An 18,176-nucleotide genomic window follows, 5' to 3' on the forward strand; every position below is an offset into this window, starting at 1 on the left:
GGCGCCCACTAACGCGTACGCCGGTTGTTCTTAGAATGGCCGGGTGGAGGACATCGACGCGATCGCGCTGCTGCAGGACCCCGTCCGGCGCCGCCTTTACGAGTACGTGGCGGCCCAGGGGCGCGAGGTGGGGCGCAACGAGGCGGCGGAGGCGGCCGGGGTGCAGCGCACCCTGGCCGCGTTCCATCTCGACAAGCTGGCCGAGGCGGGGCTGCTGGAGGCCGGCAGCCGCCGCCTGACGGGCCGGTCGGGGCCGGGCGCGGGGCGTCCGGCGAAGGTGTACCGCCCCGCGCCCGGCGAGCGCGCCGTGTCGCTGCCCGCGCGCGACTACCGGACGGCCGCCGGGCTGCTGGCGGAGGCGGCCGAGGCGGCGGGCCTGGACCGGGAGCTCCAGGACGCCGCGCGCCGCCGCGGCCGCGCCCTGCGGGGGCCCGCCGGGTCGTGCGGGGACATCGACGCCGTGGCGGAGCTGCTGGCTGCGCGCGGCTACGGGCCGGTCCGGGAGGACGGCGCCGTGCGCATGCGCAACTGCCCGTTCCACGCCGTGGCGGAGGACTTCCCGCCGCTCATCTGCGGCATGAACCTGGCGCTCCTGGAGGGCCTCCTGGAGGGCTCGGACGGGGTCCGCGCGCGCATGGACCCCCGGCCGGGGTGGTGCTGCGTCGTGGCCGAGCCTTCTAAAAACAATCAGAATTGACATAGAAGTGGCGGACATGATGGGGTGGGTCCCATGACGGGACACCACCTCGCCCAGTTCAACCTCGCCACCCTGACCGCCCCGCTGGACTCGCCCGCCCTCGCCGACTTCGTCGCGCTGCTCGACCCGGTCAACGCGCTGGCCGACGCCGCGCCCGGCTTCGTCTGGCGGCTGACCGAGGAGGGCGAGCCGGACGCCACCGGCCTGCGCCCCGCCGGCCACGACGTGATCATCAACTACTCGGTCTGGGAGTCCGCGGAGACGCTCTGGGACTTCGTCTACCGCACCCCCCACCTCGACACCATGCGGCGGCGCCGCGAGTGGTTCCGCAGGCACGCCGAGGCGCACCTCGTCCTGTGGTGGATCCCGGCCGGGTACACGCCGACCGTGGAGGAGGCCATGGAGCGGCTGGCCCACCTGCGCGGGCACGGGCCGTCCCCGCGCGCGTTCACGTTCGCCTCGGCCTTCACCGCCCGGGAGGCGGAGGACGCCGAGGCGGTCGTCTCCTGACCTACGGCAGCGCCGCGGTGTGGCGGCCCGCCGCGGCGGCCGCCAGGAAGTAGGGGAGGTCCTCCTCCAGGCGGCGGCCCATCGTCGACATCCGGACGCCCCAGTCCTTCTCCGCCCTGCTCAGGGCGTCGTGGAGGCCGTCCACCGCCACGGGGACCAGCTCGTGCCGGTCGCCCAGGGCGGCGGCGTCGGCCGCGACCCGCTGGCCGAACTCGCCGCCAAGCTCCGGGACGGGGATCACGGCGCGGGCGAGGGCCACCCGCCCGTAGGCGGTGAGGGAGTGGTGCGAGACGCCGATGTGGCGCTCGCGGGCGTCGCCCTCGCTGACGCGCAGCGACCCGACCGGGCGGCCGCCGAGGACCGCCGCCGCGTTGATCGCCTCGCCGGCGGACACTCCCGAGAACCCCCACCTGGTGCCGGTGCCCAGATTGCCGGGGCCCTGCGCCACGATGATCACGTCGGCGCCGAGGACGAGCCGGGCCGCCAGCAGCCCGGTGTGGACGGTGACCGCCTCCAGATCGCCGCCGAACGCCTGGCCGACGGTGACCGTCGCGGCCAGAGCGCCGGCCTCCTTCAGCCGCGCGATCGACATCGAGAACCAGGCGGGGAGCGCGCCCCCGTCCGGCATCACGTAGACCGCGCGGGTGCCGGGCCGCGCCGCCAGCAGGCCCGCGAGGATCGGCGGCAGGGCCGAGTGCAGGTCGGCGACCACGACGGGCGCGCCGCCGAGGGAGTCGGCGTCGCGCAGGATCGCGTGGTGCGGCGAGTCCTGCTCGTCGGCGCCCAGCACGGTGGCCTGCAGCGGCGTGTAGCGGGCCTTCACCAGGTGCCCGGGGCCGGACGGGTCGGGCGGGAGCCGGTCGGGGACCGCGACGACCATCGCGTAGCCGCCCGTCCCGAGCCCCATCGCCAAGGCCGTAGTGTTGAGCAGGACGGAATCGCCCGGCTCGGGCCGCCCGACGAGGGCGGGATACGCCAGGGCCCGGCGAGCCCCGTCCCCCTCGATCTCGACGTCCAGTTCGACCGCCCCGGGCCATTCGCGACGAATGCCGATCACTGTGCCTTTGCGCCATCGGATCACACCGGGAAACGGTAGCGTCCTGAGCGACGGTACGGGGGGACGCCCCGGGAGCTGAGAGGTGATGGCGACGTGTCGCGGCGCAAGACCGAGCGGCTGCTCAACCTGGTGGTGTGCCTGCTCGCCACCAGACGCTACCTGACCGCCGAGCAGATCCGCCGGGCGGTTCCCGGCTACCCCGACGCCGGCGAGGCCTTCAAGCGCATGTTCGAGCGCGACAAGGAGGAGCTGCGCGAGCTCGGCATCCCCCTGGAGGTCGGCAGCGACCTGGACGGGGGCGGCGGCGACGAGATCGGCTACCGCATCCCGCCGCAGGACTACGAGCTCCCCGACGTCCACCTCACCCCCGACGAGGCGGCCGTGCTCGGCCTCGCCGCCCGGGTGTGGCAGCGGGCCAGCATGGCGGAGGCCGCCTCCGGCGCCCTGCTGAAGCTGCGCGCGGCCGGGGTCGAGACCGACTCCGGCACCGCCGTCGGCATCGAGCCCCGCGTCGACGCCGGCGAGCCGGCGTTCACCGCGCTGTGGGAGGCGGTCCGCGACCGCCGCCCGGTCGCGTTCTCCTACCAGGGCATCGGACGGACGTCCGCCGCGCGCCGCCACCTGGAGCCGTGGGGCGTCGTCAGCCGCCGCGGCCGCTGGTACGTCGCCGGCCACGACCGCGACCGCGACGAGGAGCGGGTGTTCCGGCTCAGCCGCATCGTCGGCGAGGTGGTCCCGGACGGCCCGCCCGGCACCGTCACCGTCCCCGAGGGCGTCGACGTGCGGCGCCTCGCGTTCGACCGGAGCGAACCGGTGACCGAGCGGCGCCCGGCGACCGTGCTGCTGCGCTCCGGGGCCGCCCAGGGGCCGCGCCGCTGGGCCAGGGACGTCAGGCCGGCGCGGGAGGAGGGCTGGGACGAGGCCGTCCTGACCTTCCGCGACGTCGACTGGTTCGCCCCATACCTGGCCCGGTTCGCCGACGACCTCGTCGTGCTCGACCCGCCCGACCTGCGGGAGGCCGTGATCCACCAGCTCAAGTCCGTCCTCGCGGGGAACGGCGACGGGGAAGGGGCGGGCCGATGACCGCGAAGACCGCCGGCGGCGGGCGCGGGACCGGGCGCGGCGCGTCCGGGACCTCGACCGACAGGCTCGCCCGCCTGCTCGCGCTCGTCCCCTACGTGGTGAACCGCGACTCGGTCATGCTGGGCGAGGCCGCGGCCGCGTTCGGGATCTCCGAGAAGCAGCTGATCGACGACCTCAACCTGCTGTGGTGCGTGGAGCTGCGGGCCCCCGACCCGTACTGCCCGATCGACCTGTCCTACGAGGGCGGCGAGATCACCGTGGCGGAGGCCGAGTCGATCGCCCGGCCGCTGCGGCTGAAGGTCGACGAGGCCAGCGCGCTGCTGGTGGCGCTGCGGATGCTCGCCGACATCCCGGGCCTGGACGGCGACCGGGACGCGCTCAGCCGGGTGATCGCGAAGCTGGAGGGGGCCGCCGGCGCCGCCGCCGCGCCGAGCAGCCAGGTCGCCGTGGAGGTGGACGCCTGGGCCGGGGCCGGCCGGGCGGGCGGACCCGGCGCGGGCGCCCTGCTCCGCGAGGCCATCGCCGCCGGGCGCCGCGTCCACCTGTCCTACTACGTGCCCGCGCGCGACGAGAACACCGAGCGGGACGTCGACCCCATGCGGCTGCTGGTCGTGGACGGCACGACCTACCTGGAGGGCTGGTGCCGCCGCGCCGAGGCGGTCCGGCTGTTCAAGCTCGACCGGATCACCGACCTGGCCGTCCTGGACGTGCCCGCGCAGGTCCCCGCCGACGCCGAGCCGATCGACGTCGACGCGGGGCTGTTCCGGCCCTCGGACGCGGACGTGCGGGTCACCCTCGAACTCACGCCCCGGGGCCGCTGGGTCGCCGACCACTACCCCTGCGAGAGCGTCGACGAGCTCGGCGAGGGCCGCCTGCGGGTCGTCCTGCGCACCCCCGACACCCGCTGGGTGCGGGGCCTCGCCCTGCGCCTCGGGGACCAGGGCCGCATCGTGGAGCCCGCCGAGCTGGCGGGGGCCGTCCGCGACGACGCCGCCAGGGCCCTTGCGCGATACGGCCTGGCGTGAGCGTCCCCGCGCCGGGTCGGATACGGTGACGGGCGTGGCGTGGATTCCCGTTTCGGTGACGCTGGGCTTCGTCGGGCTGGCCGTGCTCGCCTACTGCTCGTTCAAGGTGTGGCTGGGCGTCCGGCGGTTCGGACGTGAACTGGAGCGCACCAGGCGGCGGCTGGAACCGAAACGGGCGGCGTTGCGCGATGAACTCTCCCGGCTGCAGGATGCTCCCACGCCACAACCCCCGGAGGACGGCGTACGATCGTCCTGAGGTACACCCTGCTGAAGAGGATCAGACCATGCCGAACATTGGGGCCACCGAGGCGCTCATTCTCCTGCTCGTCGTTCTGCTGATCTTCGGGTCCGCCAAGCTCCCGCAGCTCGCCCGCTCGCTGGGCAAGTCGGCGCGCATCCTCAAGGCCGAGACCAAGGGCCTGCACGACGACGATGACGCGGACAAGCCGGCCGCTCCCGCCGCTCCCGCCGCCGCGCCCGCCCCGGGGGCCGACGCCGCCCGCGACCGCGCCGCGCAGCTGCGCGAGGAGGCCGCCCGCCTGGAGCGCGAGGCCGCGGCGCAGGAGCCCGGCCGGCAGCAGGGCGCGCTCCCCTCGGGCGAGGCGATCCAGGGCGTGCCGGTGTCGGACTACACCCGCAAGAACCACTGAGCCTCCCCCTCCTCCGAGCGGAACGGACCGGCACGCCGGTGAGACGGTGACCACGATGAAGCGGACCTCCGCGAAGGAAGCCGCGAAGAACGACGAGGGGCGCATGCCCCTCATGGACCACCTCCGCGAGCTGCGCAACCGGCTGATCAAGTCGATCCTCGCCCTGCTCGCGGGCACGGTGGCCGGCTGGCTCATGTTCGACCCGGCGTGGGACTTCCTCAAGCAGCCCTACTGCTCGCTGCCGCAGTCGAACGTCGTGGACAAGGACGAGTGCTCCCTGTTCGTGAACGGGATCTTCTCGTCGTTCTTCCTGCAGCTGAAGATCTCCTTCATCATCGGGGCGGTCATCTCCGCGCCGGTCTGGCTGTACCAGCTGTGGGCGTTCGTCGCTCCCGGCCTGTACCGCCGGGAGCGCCGCTGGACGTATGTGTTCCTCGGCGCCGCGATCCCGCTGTTCTTCGTCGGTACCGCGCTCGCCTACCTGACCGTCGACAAGGGCCTCGCGCTCTTCCTGGGGTTCGTCGCCGACGACGTGAAACCCCTGATCACGGTGGACAGCTACCTCGGCTACGTGCTGACGATGCTGCTGGTGTTCGGTCTGACGTTCGAACTGCCGCTGTTCGTGACCGTCCTGAACCTGGCCGGGGTGCTGAGCTCGCAGCGGATCCGCAAGAGCCAGCGGATGGTGATCTTCGGGATCTTCGTGTTCGCGGCGGTCGCGACCCCGAGCCCCGACCCGTTCACGATGATGGCGCTCGCCATGCCGACCGTCCTGTTGTTCGAGGTCGCCGCGTTCCTGGCGTTCCTCAACGACCGGCGCCGGGCGCTGCGGCCCGACCCGTACGCGGGCCTGGCGGACGACGAGGCGTCCCCGCTGGACCTCGAGGCGATCGACGCCGAGCTCGAAAAGGGCGACAGAACCCGGTAAAAGGCGGCCCGAATTCGGAATCGGAGCGGTCGGAACCGTAGGCTCGACGGCATGACCACCCCCGACGACGGGCCGTCGCCCGCGCAGCGGTACGCCGAGAACCGGAGGCGCAACGCCGGGCACGGCCCCGCCCTGCTCGACTTCAAGACCCTGTACGACTTCGAGCTCGACGCGTTCCAGCTCGAGGCGTGCAAGGCGCTGGAGGACGGCAGCGGCGTGCTGGTCGCGGCGCCGACCGGATCCGGCAAGACCGTGGTGGGGGAGTTCGCCGTCCACCTCGCGCTGACCAGCGGCACCAAGTGCTTCTACACGACGCCGATCAAGGCGCTGTCGAACCAGAAGTACGCCGACCTCGTCCGCCGCTACGGGCCGGGGAAGGTCGGGCTGCTCACCGGCGACAACAGCGTCAACGGCGAAGCCCCGATCGTCGTGATGACGACCGAGGTCCTGCGGAACATGCTCTACGCGGGGTCGCAGACGCTCGCGGGGCTCGCGTTCGTCGTGATGGACGAGGTGCACTACCTCGCCGACCGGTTCCGCGGCGCCGTCTGGGAAGAGGTGATCATCCACGTCCCGGACTCGGTCCGGATCGTGGCGCTGTCGGCGACCGTCAGCAACGCCGAGGAGTTCGGCGAGTGGCTGCACGAGGTCCGCGGCGACACGGCGGTGATCGTGGACGAGCACCGCCCCGTCCCGCTGTTCCAGCACATGCTCGTCGGCACCCGCCTGTACGACCTGTTCGTCGACACGGGCAAGGGCAAGGACCGGCAGGCGCGGCTGAACCCGCAGCTGACCCGGATGGCGGTCGAGGAGGTCCGGCGCAACAAGGTCAACCAGGGCCGCCGGACGGGGCACCGCCGCCAGGCGCGCCCGCAGCGGTTCCGGCCGCCGCACCGCCCCGACGTGATCGACCGCCTCGACCGCGCCGGGCTGCTGCCCGCGATCACGTTCATCTTCAGCCGGGCCGGCTGCGACGCCGCCGTCCTGCAGTGCCTGAACGCCGGGATCCGGCTCACCTCCAGGGAGGAGGCCGAGGAGATCCGCGCGCACACCGAGCTGCGGACCGCCGACATCCCCCGCGAGGATTTGCGGATCCTCGGCTACGACGACTTCCTCGCGGCCCTGGAGCGCGGCGTGGCCGCCCACCACGCCGGGATGCTCCCGACGTTCAAGGAGATCGTCGAGGAGCTGTTCACCCGCGGGCTGATCAAGGCGGTGTTCGCGACCGAGACGCTCGCGCTCGGCATCAACATGCCGGCCCGCACCGTCGTGATCGAGAAGCTCGACAAGTGGAACGGCGAGGCCCACGTCGACCTCACCCCCGGCGAGTACACGCAGCTCACCGGACGGGCGGGCCGCCGCGGCATCGACGTGGAGGGGCACGCCGTCGTGGTGTGGGGCCCGAGCGTCGAGCCCGCGTCCGTCGCCGGGCTCGCGGGCACCCGCACGTACCCGCTGAACTCCAGCTTCCGGCCGTCCTACAACATGGCGGTCAACCTCGTCGGCGCGGTCGGCGTCGAGCGCGCCCGGACGCTGCTGGAGGAGTCGTTCGCGCAGTTCCAGGCCGACCGGGCCGTCGTCGGGCTGGCCCGGCAGGTCCGCAAGAACGAGGAGGCCCTCGCCGGGTACGCGAAGGCCGCCGAGTGCCATCTCGGCGACTTCATGGAGTACGCGGCGCTGCGGCGGCGGCTGTCGGACCGGGAGGCGGAGCTGTCGCGCGAGCGGTCCTCGGCGCGCCGCGCGGAGGCCGCGCGGGCGCTGGAGCACCTGCGGCCCGGTGACGTGATCCTGGTGCCGCAGGGCCGCCGGTCGGGCCTCGCGGTCGTCCTCGACCCGGGTCTCGGGCGGCGCTCGGACGGCCCGGCGCCGCTCGTCCTGACGGTGAACCGGTCCGTTCAGCGGCTGTCGATCCAGGACTTCCCGCGCGCGGTGGAGCCGGTCGAGCGGATCCGCATCCCGAAGTCGTTCAGCCCCCGCAACCCGCAGGACCGCCGCGACCTCGCGTCCACGCTGCGGAACAAGTTCCCGGAGGACGTCCGGGAGCGCAGGCGCGGCCGGGGCGACGCGGCCGCCGCCGACGACGCCGAGATCACGAGCCTGCGGACCGACCTGCGGCGGCACCCGGTGCACGGCTGCGCCGAGCGCGAGGACCACGCCCGCTGGGCCGAGCGGTACTTCCGGCTGGAGCGCGAGACCGAGCAGCTGCGCCGCCGGGTGGAGGGCCGCTCCCAGGTGATCGCCCGCACCTTCGACCGGGTCTGCGCCGTCCTCCAGCAGCTCGGCTACCTGGAGGGCGACACGGTCACCGACGCGGGCCGCCGGCTCGGCCGCATCTACAACGAGCTCGACCTGCTCACCGCCGAGAGCCTGCGCGAGGGCCTGTGGGAGCGGCTCGACCACGCCGAGCTCGCCGCCTGCGTGTCCGCCCTGGTGTACGAGTCGCGGCAGCCGGACGACGCGGCACCGCCCCGCACCCCGTCCGGGGCGGTGCAGGACGCGCTGGCCGCGATGGTGCGGCTGTGGGGGCAGCTGGAGGCGGTCGAGCACGACAACCGGGTGTCGTTCCTGCGGGAGCCCGACCTCGGCTTCGCGTGGACGGCGTACCGCTGGGCGAAGGGCGACGACCTGGACGAGGTGCTGATGGCGAGCGACCTCACCGCGGGCGACTTCGTCCGGGCCGTCAAGCAGCTCCTCGACCTGCTCGGGCAGATCGTGGACGCGGCGCCGGAGAACAGCCACCTGCGCAAGACGGCCCGGCGGGCGATGGACGCGATGCGGCGGGGGGTCGTGGCGTACTCGTCGGTGGCCTGAGCGGGGCTCGGCGGGCCGGATCCGGCCGCTGATCAGCGGAAAGAGCCTCCCGAAGAGTGGGCTTTTCTGCCACAATCGGGACGCTCCGGATCCCGAGAAAGGTGTCACCCGTGGCCCTCCGCGACAAGCTGCACGCCAACGCCGCCCCCCATCTGCGGCCCGGCGAGAAGATCGAGGCGGCGTTCTGCGCCCAGTCCGTCAACCCGTACTGGATCCTGGTCTCCTACCTGATCCTCGTCTTCGCGAACTCCTACCGCGTGGTCGTGGTGACAAACCAGCGCATCCTGGTGTGCCGGTCGGGCCGCATGACGATGACCCCCGTCAAGGAGGTGCTGCGGGAGCTGCCGCGCTCGACCCGGATCGGGCAGCCCAAGGGGCTGTGGTGGAGCACCGACGCGCTCGGCGAGAAGCTCTACATCCACAAGCGGTTCCACAAGGACGTCGCCGCCGCCGACGGCTCGGCCGCCTGACGCCCCGACGCGTCCCCGGGGCGGTGCCGCCCCGTCGCGGGGCGCGTTAGGGTAAAGACGATCACATTCGTCGACGCCCGGGACGTGCGCATGATCGAGGCGGAGCACCTCACCAAACGGTACGGCGCCAAGACCGCCGTGGACGATCTGACCTTCACCGTCCCGCCGGGCCGGGTGACGGGCTTCCTCGGCCCGAACGGCGCGGGCAAGTCCACCACCATGCGGCTGCTGCTGGGCCTGGACCGGCCCCACCAGGGTCACGCGCGGATCAACGGGCGGCGCTACTCGGACCTGGAGCAGCCGCTGCGCGAGGTGGGCGCGCTGCTGGAGGCGCGCGCCGTCCACACCGGCCGCAGCGCCTACAACCATCTGCTGTGCCTGGCGCAGACGCAGGGGATCGGCCGCAAGCGGGTCGACGAGGTCGTCGAGCTGGTCGGGCTCACCGACGTGGCGCGCCGGCGCGCGGGCGGGTTCTCGCTCGGCATGGGGCAGCGGCTCGGGATCGCGGCGGCGCTGCTCGGCGACCCCCGCGTCCTGATCCTGGACGAGCCGGTCAACGGCCTCGACCCCGAGGGCATCATCTGGATCCGGACGCTGATGCAGCGGCTCGCCGCGCAGGGCCGGACGGTGTTCGTGTCGAGCCATCTGATGAACGAGATGGCGGTGACCGCCGACCACCTCATCGTCATCGGCCGGGGCCGCCTCATCGCGGACTGCTCGACCGAGGAGTTCATCGAGCGCAGCACCAAGAAGGCGGTCGTGGTGCGCAGCCCCGACGCCGCGCGCCTCACCGAGGTCCTCGCCGCCGAGGGCGGGAAGGTGGAGCCCGGCGCCGACGGGCTGCTCACCGTGACGGACGTGGAGGCGCCCCGGATCGGGGAGCTGGCCGCCGCCGGGGGGATCGTCCTGCACGAGCTGACGCCGACCCGCGGTTCGCTGGAGGCGGCGTTCATGGAACTGACCCGCGAGAGCGTCGAGTACGGCGCCGGCACGGACGCCGCGGGCATCGAGACGGAGGACCGCACATGACCGGCGCCGCGGACACCGCCCCCACTCCCGCCACGGTCCCGGGCCGCCGTCCCGGGTTCGGGCGGCTGCTGGTCGCCGAGTGGACGAAGCTGCGCTCGGTGCGCTCCACCCTGTGGTCGCTCCTCCTGCTCGTCCTGGTCTCCCTGGGCTTCACCGCGCTGTTCACGTCGCTGACGATGGCGACGTGGGACGACATGACCGACGCCGACCGCGTCTCGGTACAGGCCGACCCGGTCGGTTTCATCCTCGGCAGCGGCATGTTCCTCGGCCAGCTGGCGATCTGCGTCCTCGGCGTCCTCGTGATGGCGTCGGAGTACTCGACCGGGATGATCCGGGCGAGCCTGCTCGCGGTGCCGCGCCGGCTGCCCATGCTGGCGGCGAAGGCGATCGTGTTCGCGCTGGTGGTCCTGGTCGTCGGCGTCGCGGTGTCGTTCGGGTCGTTCTTCCTCGGCGAGGCGATCGTCGGCGGGAAGGTCCCGGTGTCGCTCGGCGACGACGGCGTGCTGCGCGCGGTGTTCGGCGGCGGCCTGTACCTGGCGATGCTCGGCCTGTTCTCGCTGGCGATCGGCGCGATCGTCCGGCACCCGGCGGGCGGCATCACGGGCGTGATCGGGTTCGTCCTGGTGCTCGCGCCGCTCACCAACCTGCTGCCCGGCACGATCGGCGACTACGTGCACGACTACCTGCCGTCGGAGGCCGGCGTCATGATCGCCACGACGCACCAGGGCGAGGACGCCCTGCTCGGCCCGTGGCAGGGCTACGGCGTCTTCGCGCTCTGGACGTTCGCCCTGCTGGTCCTCGCCGGGTTGCTGCTGAAGCGCCGCGACGCCTGACCGCCGCCGGGGCTCAGGAGCGGGTCAACTACTCGGCTCCGAGGGGCCGAGATTGCAGGCTCGGTCCGACAGGGCTCTGCTTACGCTCCCGACTGCCCTCGACGGTGGGGCGGTGACGGGTCGCATCCACCCGCTCCGGCTAGCGGTAGTGCTGGGCCGGGGCGGGGTCGGGCATGTTGACGAAGGCCCACGCCGAGCGTGCGCGGTCGCGGACGTTGACCCCGGCGACGACGTCGGCGGGCCCAGCGAGACCGCACCGGCGACACATGAAGTGATCCCGGCTGCGGCGGTTGCCGCGGTCGGTGTGGCCGCAGCGCGGGCAGCGCTGGGAGGTGTAGGCCGCATCCACCTCCAGGAACGGCACCCCGGCGAAGCGTGCCTTGTAGGCGATGAACTCACCCAGCTGATGGAACGGCCAGGACGACAGGCGCGCCCGCTGGTCGCGAGAAACCGTGACCCGGTCGCGGATCCCACTCAGGTCTTCGAGTGCGATCCCGCGTCCGGTGCGTGCCGCGACGGCGACGACCTGCTTGGACACTTTGTGATTCATGTGGGTGGCGTGCCGGGACTCCCGCCGCGCCCGCTTTTCCAACAACCTCACCGCCGACCGGGTCTTCTTGGCCTGCAGTTCGGCGCGTTTGCGGGCCTGCCACCGCCGGTACCGCTCCAAGCGGCGGCCCTGATGGTTATCACCATCGGAAGTGGTGGCCAGATTCACAATGCCGCGGTCGACGCCAATCCAGTCGACCGGCTCGAAAACCTCCGGGTCGGGGATGTCGCAGGTGGCGATCAGGAGCCACTTTCCGTCCCGCCGCACCAGGTCCGACTCGCCGTGCCGGTGGTCGTTCAGGGTCTTGGCCTGGACGGGGGAGCACGCGAACCGCAGGCCCTTCATCCGGCCCGCCACCGTCCAGATACTGACCGTGCCCGCGTCCAACTGCCACGACAGGTTGCGGTCGTCGAAGGTGTGGGCCGCATCGGTCCGGAAGGTGATCGGTTTGGACTCGGCCTTGCGGCGCCGCTTGGAGTCCGGGCCGCCGAGACGGCCGTTGCGGATGTTCCCGCGCAGGGTGGCGTAGGCGTTCACCACCCGTTTGATCACATGCTGGGCGGCCTGCGCACCCAGCCCGGCGGCCTTCAGGTCGCTGCACACCAGGCGGCGCAGCGGAATCTCCCGCGCCTTGAGCCCGAACTCGGCGAACGCCGCACCCGAGACCCGGTTGGCGGCCACGTTGACCGCGTCCAGGGTCGCCTCGAGTGCCGCCGCCTGCTCGGGCGTCGGCACCAGCTTCACCTGGACGACGATCTTCACATTCGTGACCGTAGCATTGCCCTCCGTCACCACGCTGGGGGATCGGCCGATCCATGCGGCGCTGCGCGCCGGGCACGACGGAAGCGATTCCTCCCGGGCCCTGAAGAACTGGTCTGCTCTCGTTAGGAGCGGCTGAACAGTTCCTGGGCCTTGGTCTTCAGGCCCTTCCGCACGACTCCGTAGGCGTCGGGATCGCCCTTGATGATGGCCTCGGCGACGTCCTTGAGCTGCTCGAACCGCGTGTGCGGCGGGATCGGCGGGATGTCGGGGTCGCAGTGCACGTCCAGCAGGACGGGGCGGTCCGCGGCCAGCACCCGGTCCCACGCGGGCCCGATCTGGCCGGGCTCGTCGACGACGACGCCCTCCAGGCCGGCGGCCCGCGCGACCGCGGCGTAGTCGATGTCGGGGAGCGTCTGCGACTCCTCGAACTTGGGCGCGCCGCCCATCGCGCGCAGCTCCCAGGTGACCTGGTTGAGGTCGTTGTTGTGCAGCACCGCGATGACGAGGCGCTGGTCGCTCCACCGCTCCCGGTAGCGGGCGATGGTGAGCAGCTCCGCCATCCCGTTCATCTGCATGGCGCCGTCCCCGACCAGGGCGATCACTGGACGGGACGGGTGGGCGAACTTCGCGCCGATCGCGTACGGGACGGCCGGGCCCATCGTGGCGAGCGTGCCCGACAGCGAGCCGCGCATGCCGTCGCGGAACCGCAGGTCCCGGGCGTACCAGTTCGCGGCGGACCCGGAGTCGGCCGTGACGATGGCGTCCTCGGGCAGCCGGGACGACAGCTCCCAGAACAGCAGCATCGGGTTGATCGGGTCGGCCTCCACGCGGGCCTGCCGCTCGACGGTGTCCCACCACTCGGCCACGTTGCCCTCGATGGTCTCCCGCCACGACCGGTCGTCCTTGCGGCGGAGGCGGGGGATGAGGGAGCGCAGCGTGCTCGCGGCGTCCCCGACAAGGTTGACCTCGGTCGGGTAGCGCATGCCGACGAGGCGCCCGTCGATGTCGATCTGGACGGCCCGCGCCGACCCGAACTCCGGCAGGAACTGCGTGTACGGGAAGTTCGACCCGACGATCAGCAGCGTGTCGCAGTCGCGCATCAGCTCGTAGGACGGCCGGGTGCCGAGCAGCCCGATCGCCCCGGTCACGTACGGCAGGTCGTCGGGCAGGACGTCCTTGCCGAGCAGCGCCTTCGCGATCCCGGCCCCGGTGATGTCGGCGACCTCGCGGACCTCGGCGGCGGCGGACCGGGCGCCCTGCCCGATCAGCATCGCGACCCTGGACCCGGCGTTGATCACCTCGGCGGCGCGGGCGATCTGGTCCTCCGGCGCGATCGTGACGGGCGGCGCGTACCCCGGCACCGACGACGGGACGTGCTTGAACGCGTGCCCGGGGGGCGAGTACGGCAGCTCCTGCAGGTCGGCCGGCACGATGACGGCGGTCGGGCAGCGCTCGGCCTGCGCGATCCGCAGGGCGCGGTCGATCAGGTTGGGGAACTGCTCGGGGACGGTCGCCATGTGGACGTACTCGCTGGCCACGTCCTTGAACAGGGACAGCAGGTCGATCTCCTGCTGGTAGTGGCCGCCCATCGCGGTGCGGGCCGTCTGCCCGACGATCGCGACGACGGGGACGTGGTCCAGCTTGGCGTCGTACAGGCCGTTCAGCAGGTGGACGGCACCGGGCCCGCTCGTCGCCATGCAGACGCCGGGCAGGCCGCTGAACTTGGCGTAGCCCACGGCCTGGAAGGCCGACATCTCCTCGTGCCGGGACTGGATGAAGCGGGGCCGGTCGTCCGCCCGGCCGAACGCCGCGAGCAGCCCGTTGATCCCGTCGCCCGGATATCCGAACACCTGCTCGACGCCCCAGTCGCGGAGCCGTTCGAGGATGTGGTCGGCGACCAGCTTCGCCATGTGGCACTCCCTCATCGGTTCCCGGGCGGCCTCCGCCCGTCAAGGGGTGCGCTTCCCGGGGCACGGGATCGAAACCCCGGACCCTCGGGATCACCGCCGGACGACCCTGGGCGAACCGGGCGGCGGCGCGGTCCGTACCGCTGTACGGATCCCCGCAGTGAGAGGAGCGCCCATGCGCCCGTTCCGAGCGCCCCCCGTCGCCGCCGCCGTCCTCGGGGCGGCCATCGCCGCCGCCGCGTGCGACCCGATGGTGCGCGAAGGCGACATCGGAGAGGTGCCCGGCGCGCGGCCCGCCGCCGACACGGCGCAGGTCGTCGACTCCCCGTGGGGGCCGGTCGGCCCCGCCGACCGCGACCTCATCGTGAAGGTGCGGCTCGCGGGCCTCTGGGAGATCCCGGTCGGCCGGGAGGCCGCGCGGCGCGCCGTGCGGCCCGCGACCCGCCGCAACCTCGCGGAGATCGCCCGCCAGCACGAGCGGCTGGACGCCCTGGACCGGCGGATCGCGGCGCGGCTGCGGGTCGAGCTGCCGAACGAGCCGACCGCCGAGCAGCAGGGCTGGATCACCGAGATCTCCGGCAAGAGGGGCCTCGACTACGACCGGACCGCCGTCCTGCGGCTCCGCCTCGCGCACGGCCGGATCTACCCGGCGGTCGCCGCCGTTCGGGGCAGCACCCGCAACACGCTGGTGCGGACGTTCGCGCAGCAGTGCGAGACGTTCGTCGCCACCCACATGCGGCTGCTGGAGGGCACCGGCCTCGTCGGCGGGGAGGCGCTGCCGCCCATGCCGGACGCGTCCGGCGCGCCCGCCCCCCACCCGCCCGGGATGCCGATGCCGTCGGCGCCACCCGCCGGGAGCTGACCGCGGCGCCGCAGGTCGGGCGGGCGCGGTGTCATGGGTGTGACAAAAAGCCGCCTCCCGAATGTGCGGGGACGGGCAAGTGCGGGCGGACGGCTCCGCGCTAGCTTCCGAGACCTTGCCCCCCTTCCCCCACTGCCGCGAGGTGACGGATGAGCCCTGCACGCCGTGCCGATGGAACGCCCCGGGTCGTCGTCACCGGATTCGGGGTGAAGAGCCCGGCCGGCGGGACGCCCCGCGACGTCCTCGCGGCCGTCCTCGCGGGCAAGTCCCAGGCCGTCCACGTGCCCGAGCTGCTGGAGGCGGGGACCGCGGTGTCCTACGGCTGCCCGGCGCAGCCGTTCGAGGAGGAGCGCTACTTCAGCCGTCCCGAGCGGCGCCGCCTCGACCGGATGACGCGGCTCGGCGTCGCCGCCGCCGACGACGCCCTCGCCGACGCCTTCGGCGCGGACGGCCCAGGCGGCGATCCCGGCCGGCGCGGAGTCTACGTCGGGACGGCCGCCGCGAACCTCGCCTCCGTCGTCGCGCTCGGCGGCCACGAGCACGCCGGGACGCTGCACCGGGTGCCCGTCCCCACCGTCCCGATGATCATGCCGAACGCGACGGCCGCGCGGATCTCCATCCGGCACGGGTACGAGGGGCCCTGCCTGACGTTCTCGACCGCGTGCGCGTCCGGCGCCACCGCGATCGGCGAGGCGGCCCTCGCGATCCGCGCGGGCCGCGTCGACACGGCCGTCGCGGGCGGCGTCGACGCCGTCCTCACGCCGTTCACGATCGCGGCGATGGCCAGGATCGGGACGCTCGCCCGCCGCGCCGACGCGCCGCACGACGCGAGCCGCCCGTTCGACGCGGCCAGGGACGGGTTCGTCATCGGCGAGGCGGCCGCGTTCCTGGTCCTGGAGCGCGCCGACCGCGCCGCGGCGCGCGGCGCGGTCGGGTACGGCGAGGTGGCCGGGTACGCCGCCGCCACCGACGCGGCCGACGTGCTGCTGCCCCGCGCGGACGGCACCGTCGCCGCCCGCTGCATGGCGGCCGCCCTCCGCGACGCGGACGTGGCCCCTGACGAGATCGGCCACGTCAACGCGCACGCGACCGGCACGCCGTCCAGCGACCGCGCCGAGGCCCTCGCGATCGAGCGGTGCTTCGGCGCGGTGCGCCCGCCGGTCAGCGCCACCAAGGGTGTGACCGGGCACATCCTCGGGGCGGGCGGCGCGCTCGAGGCCATGGTGGCGCTGCTCGGCGCCGCCGAGGGCCTCGCGCCGCCCACCGCGAACTTCACCGGGCCCGACGAGGACACCGCCCGCATCGACGTCGTCCACGGCACCGTCCGGAGGATCCCGGCGGCGCCCGTCCTGTCGAACTCGTTCGGCTTCGGCGGCCACGACGCGGCGCTGGTGCTGGTGCCCGCCTGAGCACCGGCCCGCCGCGGGTCAGCGGGCGGGGGTCCCGGAGGCGCGGCGCCGCCCGCGCCCGCTGGTGGTGATGGCCACGCCCAGGCTGAGCGTGATGAGGCCGACGCCGGTGGCGGCGAGCGGCACGACGTCCTCCACCACGCGGACCTTCTTGGCGCCGTCCTCGGCCTTCTTGGTGAGCGCCGCGCGGGACTCGGGCGTCATCCGCAGGTCGAACTGCGCCACGACGAGCCGGCCCGGCCCGCCCGAGCGGGGCTGCAGGGTCGACAGCGCCCGGCGGCGCTGGTCGATCGACACACCGGTACGGGGGTCCACCCAGTAGGTGTTGTCGAGCTGGACGTAGCGGTCGACCGGCACCGAGGCGCCGCCCTTGGGCTGCCCGAGGAGCTCCGGCGGCAGGTCGGGGAACTTCCCGGCCACCTTCGTCGCCGGGACGTGCAGCTGGTACCGGTGGGTCAGCACCCCGTTGACGCGCTCCTTGCCGTCGAATTTCGCCGGCCAGGCGCGCCGCGTCGAGATGTCGAAGACCTGGTACTCCTTCTTCTCGAGGCCGATCGGCCAGTACTGGGCCAGCCCGGACTGCTTGACGGCCGGGTCGTCCTGCACCGCGGCCTTGCAGCAGTTGGTGAGCTCGCCGGTCCGGCGGTCGAACGCGGCCCGGAGCTTCTGGAAGTCGACGACGTTCTTGGTCGCGAGGTCCTCGATGATCGTGACCGAGTCCCACACGACGCGGCCGTCGCCGGAGGCCTTGACGTCACCACGCGTGGTGTTGGTCGCGACGATCTCAACGCCGGTCCTGGCCCGCATGTTCTTGGCGTCGAACAAGGTTCCGTCGCCCGTGTGGAACCGCGTGACCTGGTGGGTGTCGACCGGTGCGCCGACCAGCGCCGGGGCCACCTGGAACCGGACCAGGGCGCCTCCGACGAGCAGGAACGCTCCTGCGCCGGTGAGGGCGTGACCGATGAACTTACGCAATGCCTGCCTCCTGTGGGGTGGGGACCCTTCTATGCCATATCGGGGCAAAAGGGAATGGGCGGGTGCACAGCCCCTGGGAAGACTGTGCAGCCGCCCAAGTGCGAGGCGCCGGCGTTGTGACCTACGTCGTCACAGCCGGCACGGCAGGTCGACGCCGTCCGGCGGCGCCGGCGGCAGCAGCCGCTCGGCGAGCCCGCCCGCGAGCAGCACCCGCCGGAGCGGAGCGGACGGATGGACGAAGCAGAGCCGCCCGCCGAACGACCGGGCCCGCTCGTCCGCGGCGAGGAGCGTCCGCAGCCCCTGCGAGTCGCAGAACGCGACCTCGGCCGCGTCGATCGCGAGGTAGGGGGTGCCGGGGCCCGCCAGCCCGGCGAGGAGGTCGTCGAGGGCGCCGCAGGTGGCGAGGTCGAGCTCCCCCCGCAGAGTGACCAGCGTGATCCCCGCCATGAGCGGCTCCACCGCCGCGCTGATCGAGGCGGACTCCTGCCGCGGGACGGCCGCGAGGTCGTTCATCGCCCGGTCGTCTCCTTCCGCTCGTCCGGGTACGCTCCGGTGCTTCGCACCATCGTGCGGGAACCCGCGGCGGCCCTGTAGGGACGAAGGTCCCGTCCCGTCCGG

At 73.3% G+C, this 18,176-nt stretch carries 18 protein-coding genes; 13 read left to right on the forward strand and 5 right to left on the reverse strand.

What is annotated here, in order from left to right; genetic code table 11:
• Positions 1-43: 43 nt before the first annotated feature.
• Complete coding sequence (locus tag IE99_RS0111175; protein ID WP_030167856.1) at positions 44-697, forward strand: helix-turn-helix transcriptional regulator; 654 nt, start codon at positions 44-46, stop codon at positions 695-697.
• A 33-nt stretch (positions 698-730) separates the two neighbouring features.
• A complete protein-coding gene (locus IE99_RS0111180; protein ID WP_030167858.1) occupies positions 731-1,207 on the forward strand; it encodes a DUF3291 domain-containing protein in 477 nt (158 codons plus the stop codon).
• Position 1,208: 1 nt separating this feature from the next.
• On the opposite strand, the gene IE99_RS0111185 is transcribed toward IE99_RS0111180, so the two are convergent.
• Positions 1,209-2,288, reverse strand: coding sequence for a DUF3866 family protein (locus IE99_RS0111185; protein WP_030167860.1), 1,080 nt, complete (start codon positions 2,286-2,288; stop codon positions 1,209-1,211).
• Positions 2,289-2,357: 69 nt separating this feature from the next.
• On the opposite strand from IE99_RS0111185, the gene IE99_RS0111190 reads away from it, so the two are divergent.
• The 9 genes from IE99_RS0111190 to IE99_RS0111230 all read left to right on the forward strand — a co-directional run bounded on the left by IE99_RS0111190 (position 2,358) and on the right by IE99_RS0111230 (position 11,093).
• Positions 2,358-3,347, forward strand: a complete 990-nt coding sequence (locus tag IE99_RS0111190) for a helix-turn-helix transcriptional regulator (RefSeq protein WP_030167863.1) — start codon at positions 2,358-2,360, stop codon at positions 3,345-3,347.
• Positions 3,344-4,372 (forward strand): helix-turn-helix transcriptional regulator, encoded by a 1,029-nt coding sequence (locus IE99_RS0111195; protein WP_051712382.1) that lies wholly within the window; start codon positions 3,344-3,346, stop codon positions 4,370-4,372. Before IE99_RS0111190 ends, IE99_RS0111195 begins: the two co-directional genes overlap by 4 nt.
• Before the next feature lie 34 nt (positions 4,373-4,406).
• Positions 4,407-4,628 (forward strand): hypothetical protein, encoded by a 222-nt coding sequence (locus tag IE99_RS0111200; protein WP_245623160.1) that lies wholly within the window; start codon positions 4,407-4,409, stop codon positions 4,626-4,628.
• 28 nt (positions 4,629-4,656) lie between these two features.
• Positions 4,657-5,022 carry a Sec-independent protein translocase subunit TatA gene (gene tatA / locus IE99_RS0111205; RefSeq protein WP_030167871.1) on the forward strand — a complete coding sequence of 122 codons (366 nt, stop codon included), beginning with the start codon at positions 4,657-4,659 and terminating at the stop codon, positions 5,020-5,022.
• A gap of 55 nt (positions 5,023-5,077) precedes the next feature.
• Positions 5,078-5,950, forward strand: a complete 873-nt coding sequence (gene tatC / locus IE99_RS0111210) for a twin-arginine translocase subunit TatC (protein WP_051712399.1) — start codon at positions 5,078-5,080, stop codon at positions 5,948-5,950.
• Positions 5,951-6,001: 51 nt separating this feature from the next.
• A complete protein-coding gene (locus tag IE99_RS0111215; protein ID WP_030167877.1) occupies positions 6,002-8,761 on the forward strand; it encodes a DEAD/DEAH box helicase in 2,760 nt (919 codons plus the stop codon).
• Between the two features lie 110 nt (positions 8,762-8,871).
• On the forward strand, positions 8,872-9,231 hold the full coding sequence (locus IE99_RS0111220) for a PH domain-containing protein (protein ID WP_030167880.1): 360 nt from the start codon (positions 8,872-8,874) through the stop codon (positions 9,229-9,231).
• A gap of 90 nt (positions 9,232-9,321) precedes the next feature.
• Positions 9,322-10,260 (forward strand): ABC transporter ATP-binding protein, encoded by a 939-nt coding sequence (locus IE99_RS0111225; RefSeq protein ID WP_030167883.1) that lies wholly within the window; start codon positions 9,322-9,324, stop codon positions 10,258-10,260.
• Positions 10,257-11,093 (forward strand): ABC transporter permease, encoded by an 837-nt coding sequence (locus IE99_RS0111230; RefSeq protein WP_030167886.1) that lies wholly within the window; start codon positions 10,257-10,259, stop codon positions 11,091-11,093. Before IE99_RS0111225 ends, IE99_RS0111230 begins: the two co-directional genes overlap by 4 nt.
• A gap of 139 nt (positions 11,094-11,232) precedes the next feature.
• Here the strand turns inward: IE99_RS0111230 and IE99_RS0111235 are convergent, their stop codons facing one another.
• Together IE99_RS0111235 and IE99_RS0111240 are read right to left on the reverse strand one after the other, a co-directional pair.
• The gene (locus IE99_RS0111235; RefSeq protein ID WP_030167889.1) at positions 11,233-12,405 is read right to left on the reverse strand and encodes an RNA-guided endonuclease InsQ/TnpB family protein; all 1,173 of its coding nucleotides are present in this window, start codon (positions 12,403-12,405) and stop codon (positions 11,233-11,235) included.
• Between the two features lie 122 nt (positions 12,406-12,527).
• Positions 12,528-14,315 carry a thiamine pyrophosphate-requiring protein gene (locus IE99_RS0111240; RefSeq protein WP_030167892.1) on the reverse strand — a complete coding sequence of 596 codons (1,788 nt, stop codon included), beginning with the start codon at positions 14,313-14,315 and terminating at the stop codon, positions 12,528-12,530.
• Positions 14,316-14,487: 172 nt separating this feature from the next.
• On the opposite strand from IE99_RS0111240, the gene IE99_RS0111245 reads away from it, so the two are divergent.
• The gene (locus IE99_RS0111245; RefSeq protein ID WP_051712383.1) at positions 14,488-15,174 is read left to right on the forward strand and encodes a DUF4142 domain-containing protein; all 687 of its coding nucleotides are present in this window, start codon (positions 14,488-14,490) and stop codon (positions 15,172-15,174) included.
• Positions 15,175-15,323: 149 nt separating this feature from the next.
• Complete coding sequence (locus IE99_RS0111250; protein ID WP_030167897.1) at positions 15,324-16,583, forward strand: beta-ketoacyl-[acyl-carrier-protein] synthase family protein; 1,260 nt, start codon at positions 15,324-15,326, stop codon at positions 16,581-16,583.
• An 18-nt stretch (positions 16,584-16,601) separates the two neighbouring features.
• Here IE99_RS0111250 and pgfA read toward each other — a convergent pair whose 3' ends face one another.
• Together pgfA and IE99_RS30205 are read right to left on the reverse strand one after the other, a co-directional pair.
• Complete coding sequence (pgfA, locus tag IE99_RS0111255; protein WP_030167899.1) at positions 16,602-17,558, reverse strand: cell envelope lipid trafficking protein PgfA; 957 nt, start codon at positions 17,556-17,558, stop codon at positions 16,602-16,604.
• Positions 17,559-17,687: 129 nt separating this feature from the next.
• On the reverse strand, positions 17,688-18,071 hold the full coding sequence (locus tag IE99_RS30205) for an STAS domain-containing protein (RefSeq protein WP_051712384.1): 384 nt from the start codon (positions 18,069-18,071) through the stop codon (positions 17,688-17,690).
• Positions 18,072-18,176: the final 105 nt, after the last annotated feature.

The sequence above is a fragment of the Spirillospora albida genome (assembly GCF_000718255.1).
GTDB lineage: Bacteria > Actinomycetota > Actinomycetes > Streptosporangiales > Streptosporangiaceae > Spirillospora > Spirillospora albida.

What these genes read in the sequence shown, in the direction of transcription:
- IE99_RS0111180 (WP_030167858.1), top strand. Translation starts at nt 731, where the DNA reads ATGACGGGACACCACCTCGCCCAGTTCAACCTCGCCACCCTGACCGCC.
- IE99_RS0111195 (WP_051712382.1), top strand. Translation starts at nt 3,344, where the DNA reads ATGACCGCGAAGACCGCCGGCGGCGGGCGCGGGACCGGGCGCGGCGCG.
- tatA (WP_030167871.1), top strand. Translation starts at nt 4,657, where the DNA reads ATGCCGAACATTGGGGCCACCGAGGCGCTCATTCTCCTGCTCGTCGTT.
- tatC (WP_051712399.1), top strand. Translation starts at nt 5,078, where the DNA reads ATGAAGCGGACCTCCGCGAAGGAAGCCGCGAAGAACGACGAGGGGCGC.
- IE99_RS0111215 (WP_030167877.1), top strand. Translation starts at nt 6,002, where the DNA reads ATGACCACCCCCGACGACGGGCCGTCGCCCGCGCAGCGGTACGCCGAG.
- IE99_RS0111225 (WP_030167883.1), top strand. Translation starts at nt 9,322, where the DNA reads ATGATCGAGGCGGAGCACCTCACCAAACGGTACGGCGCCAAGACCGCC.
- IE99_RS0111230 (WP_030167886.1), top strand. Translation starts at nt 10,257, where the DNA reads ATGACCGGCGCCGCGGACACCGCCCCCACTCCCGCCACGGTCCCGGGC.
- IE99_RS0111240 (WP_030167892.1), bottom strand. Translation starts at nt 14,315, where the DNA reads ATGGCGAAGCTGGTCGCCGACCACATCCTCGAACGGCTCCGCGACTGG.
- IE99_RS0111245 (WP_051712383.1), top strand. Translation starts at nt 14,488, where the DNA reads ATGCGCCCGTTCCGAGCGCCCCCCGTCGCCGCCGCCGTCCTCGGGGCG.
- IE99_RS0111250 (WP_030167897.1), top strand. Translation starts at nt 15,324, where the DNA reads ATGAGCCCTGCACGCCGTGCCGATGGAACGCCCCGGGTCGTCGTCACC.
- IE99_RS30205 (WP_051712384.1), bottom strand. Translation starts at nt 18,071, where the DNA reads ATGAACGACCTCGCGGCCGTCCCGCGGCAGGAGTCCGCCTCGATCAGC.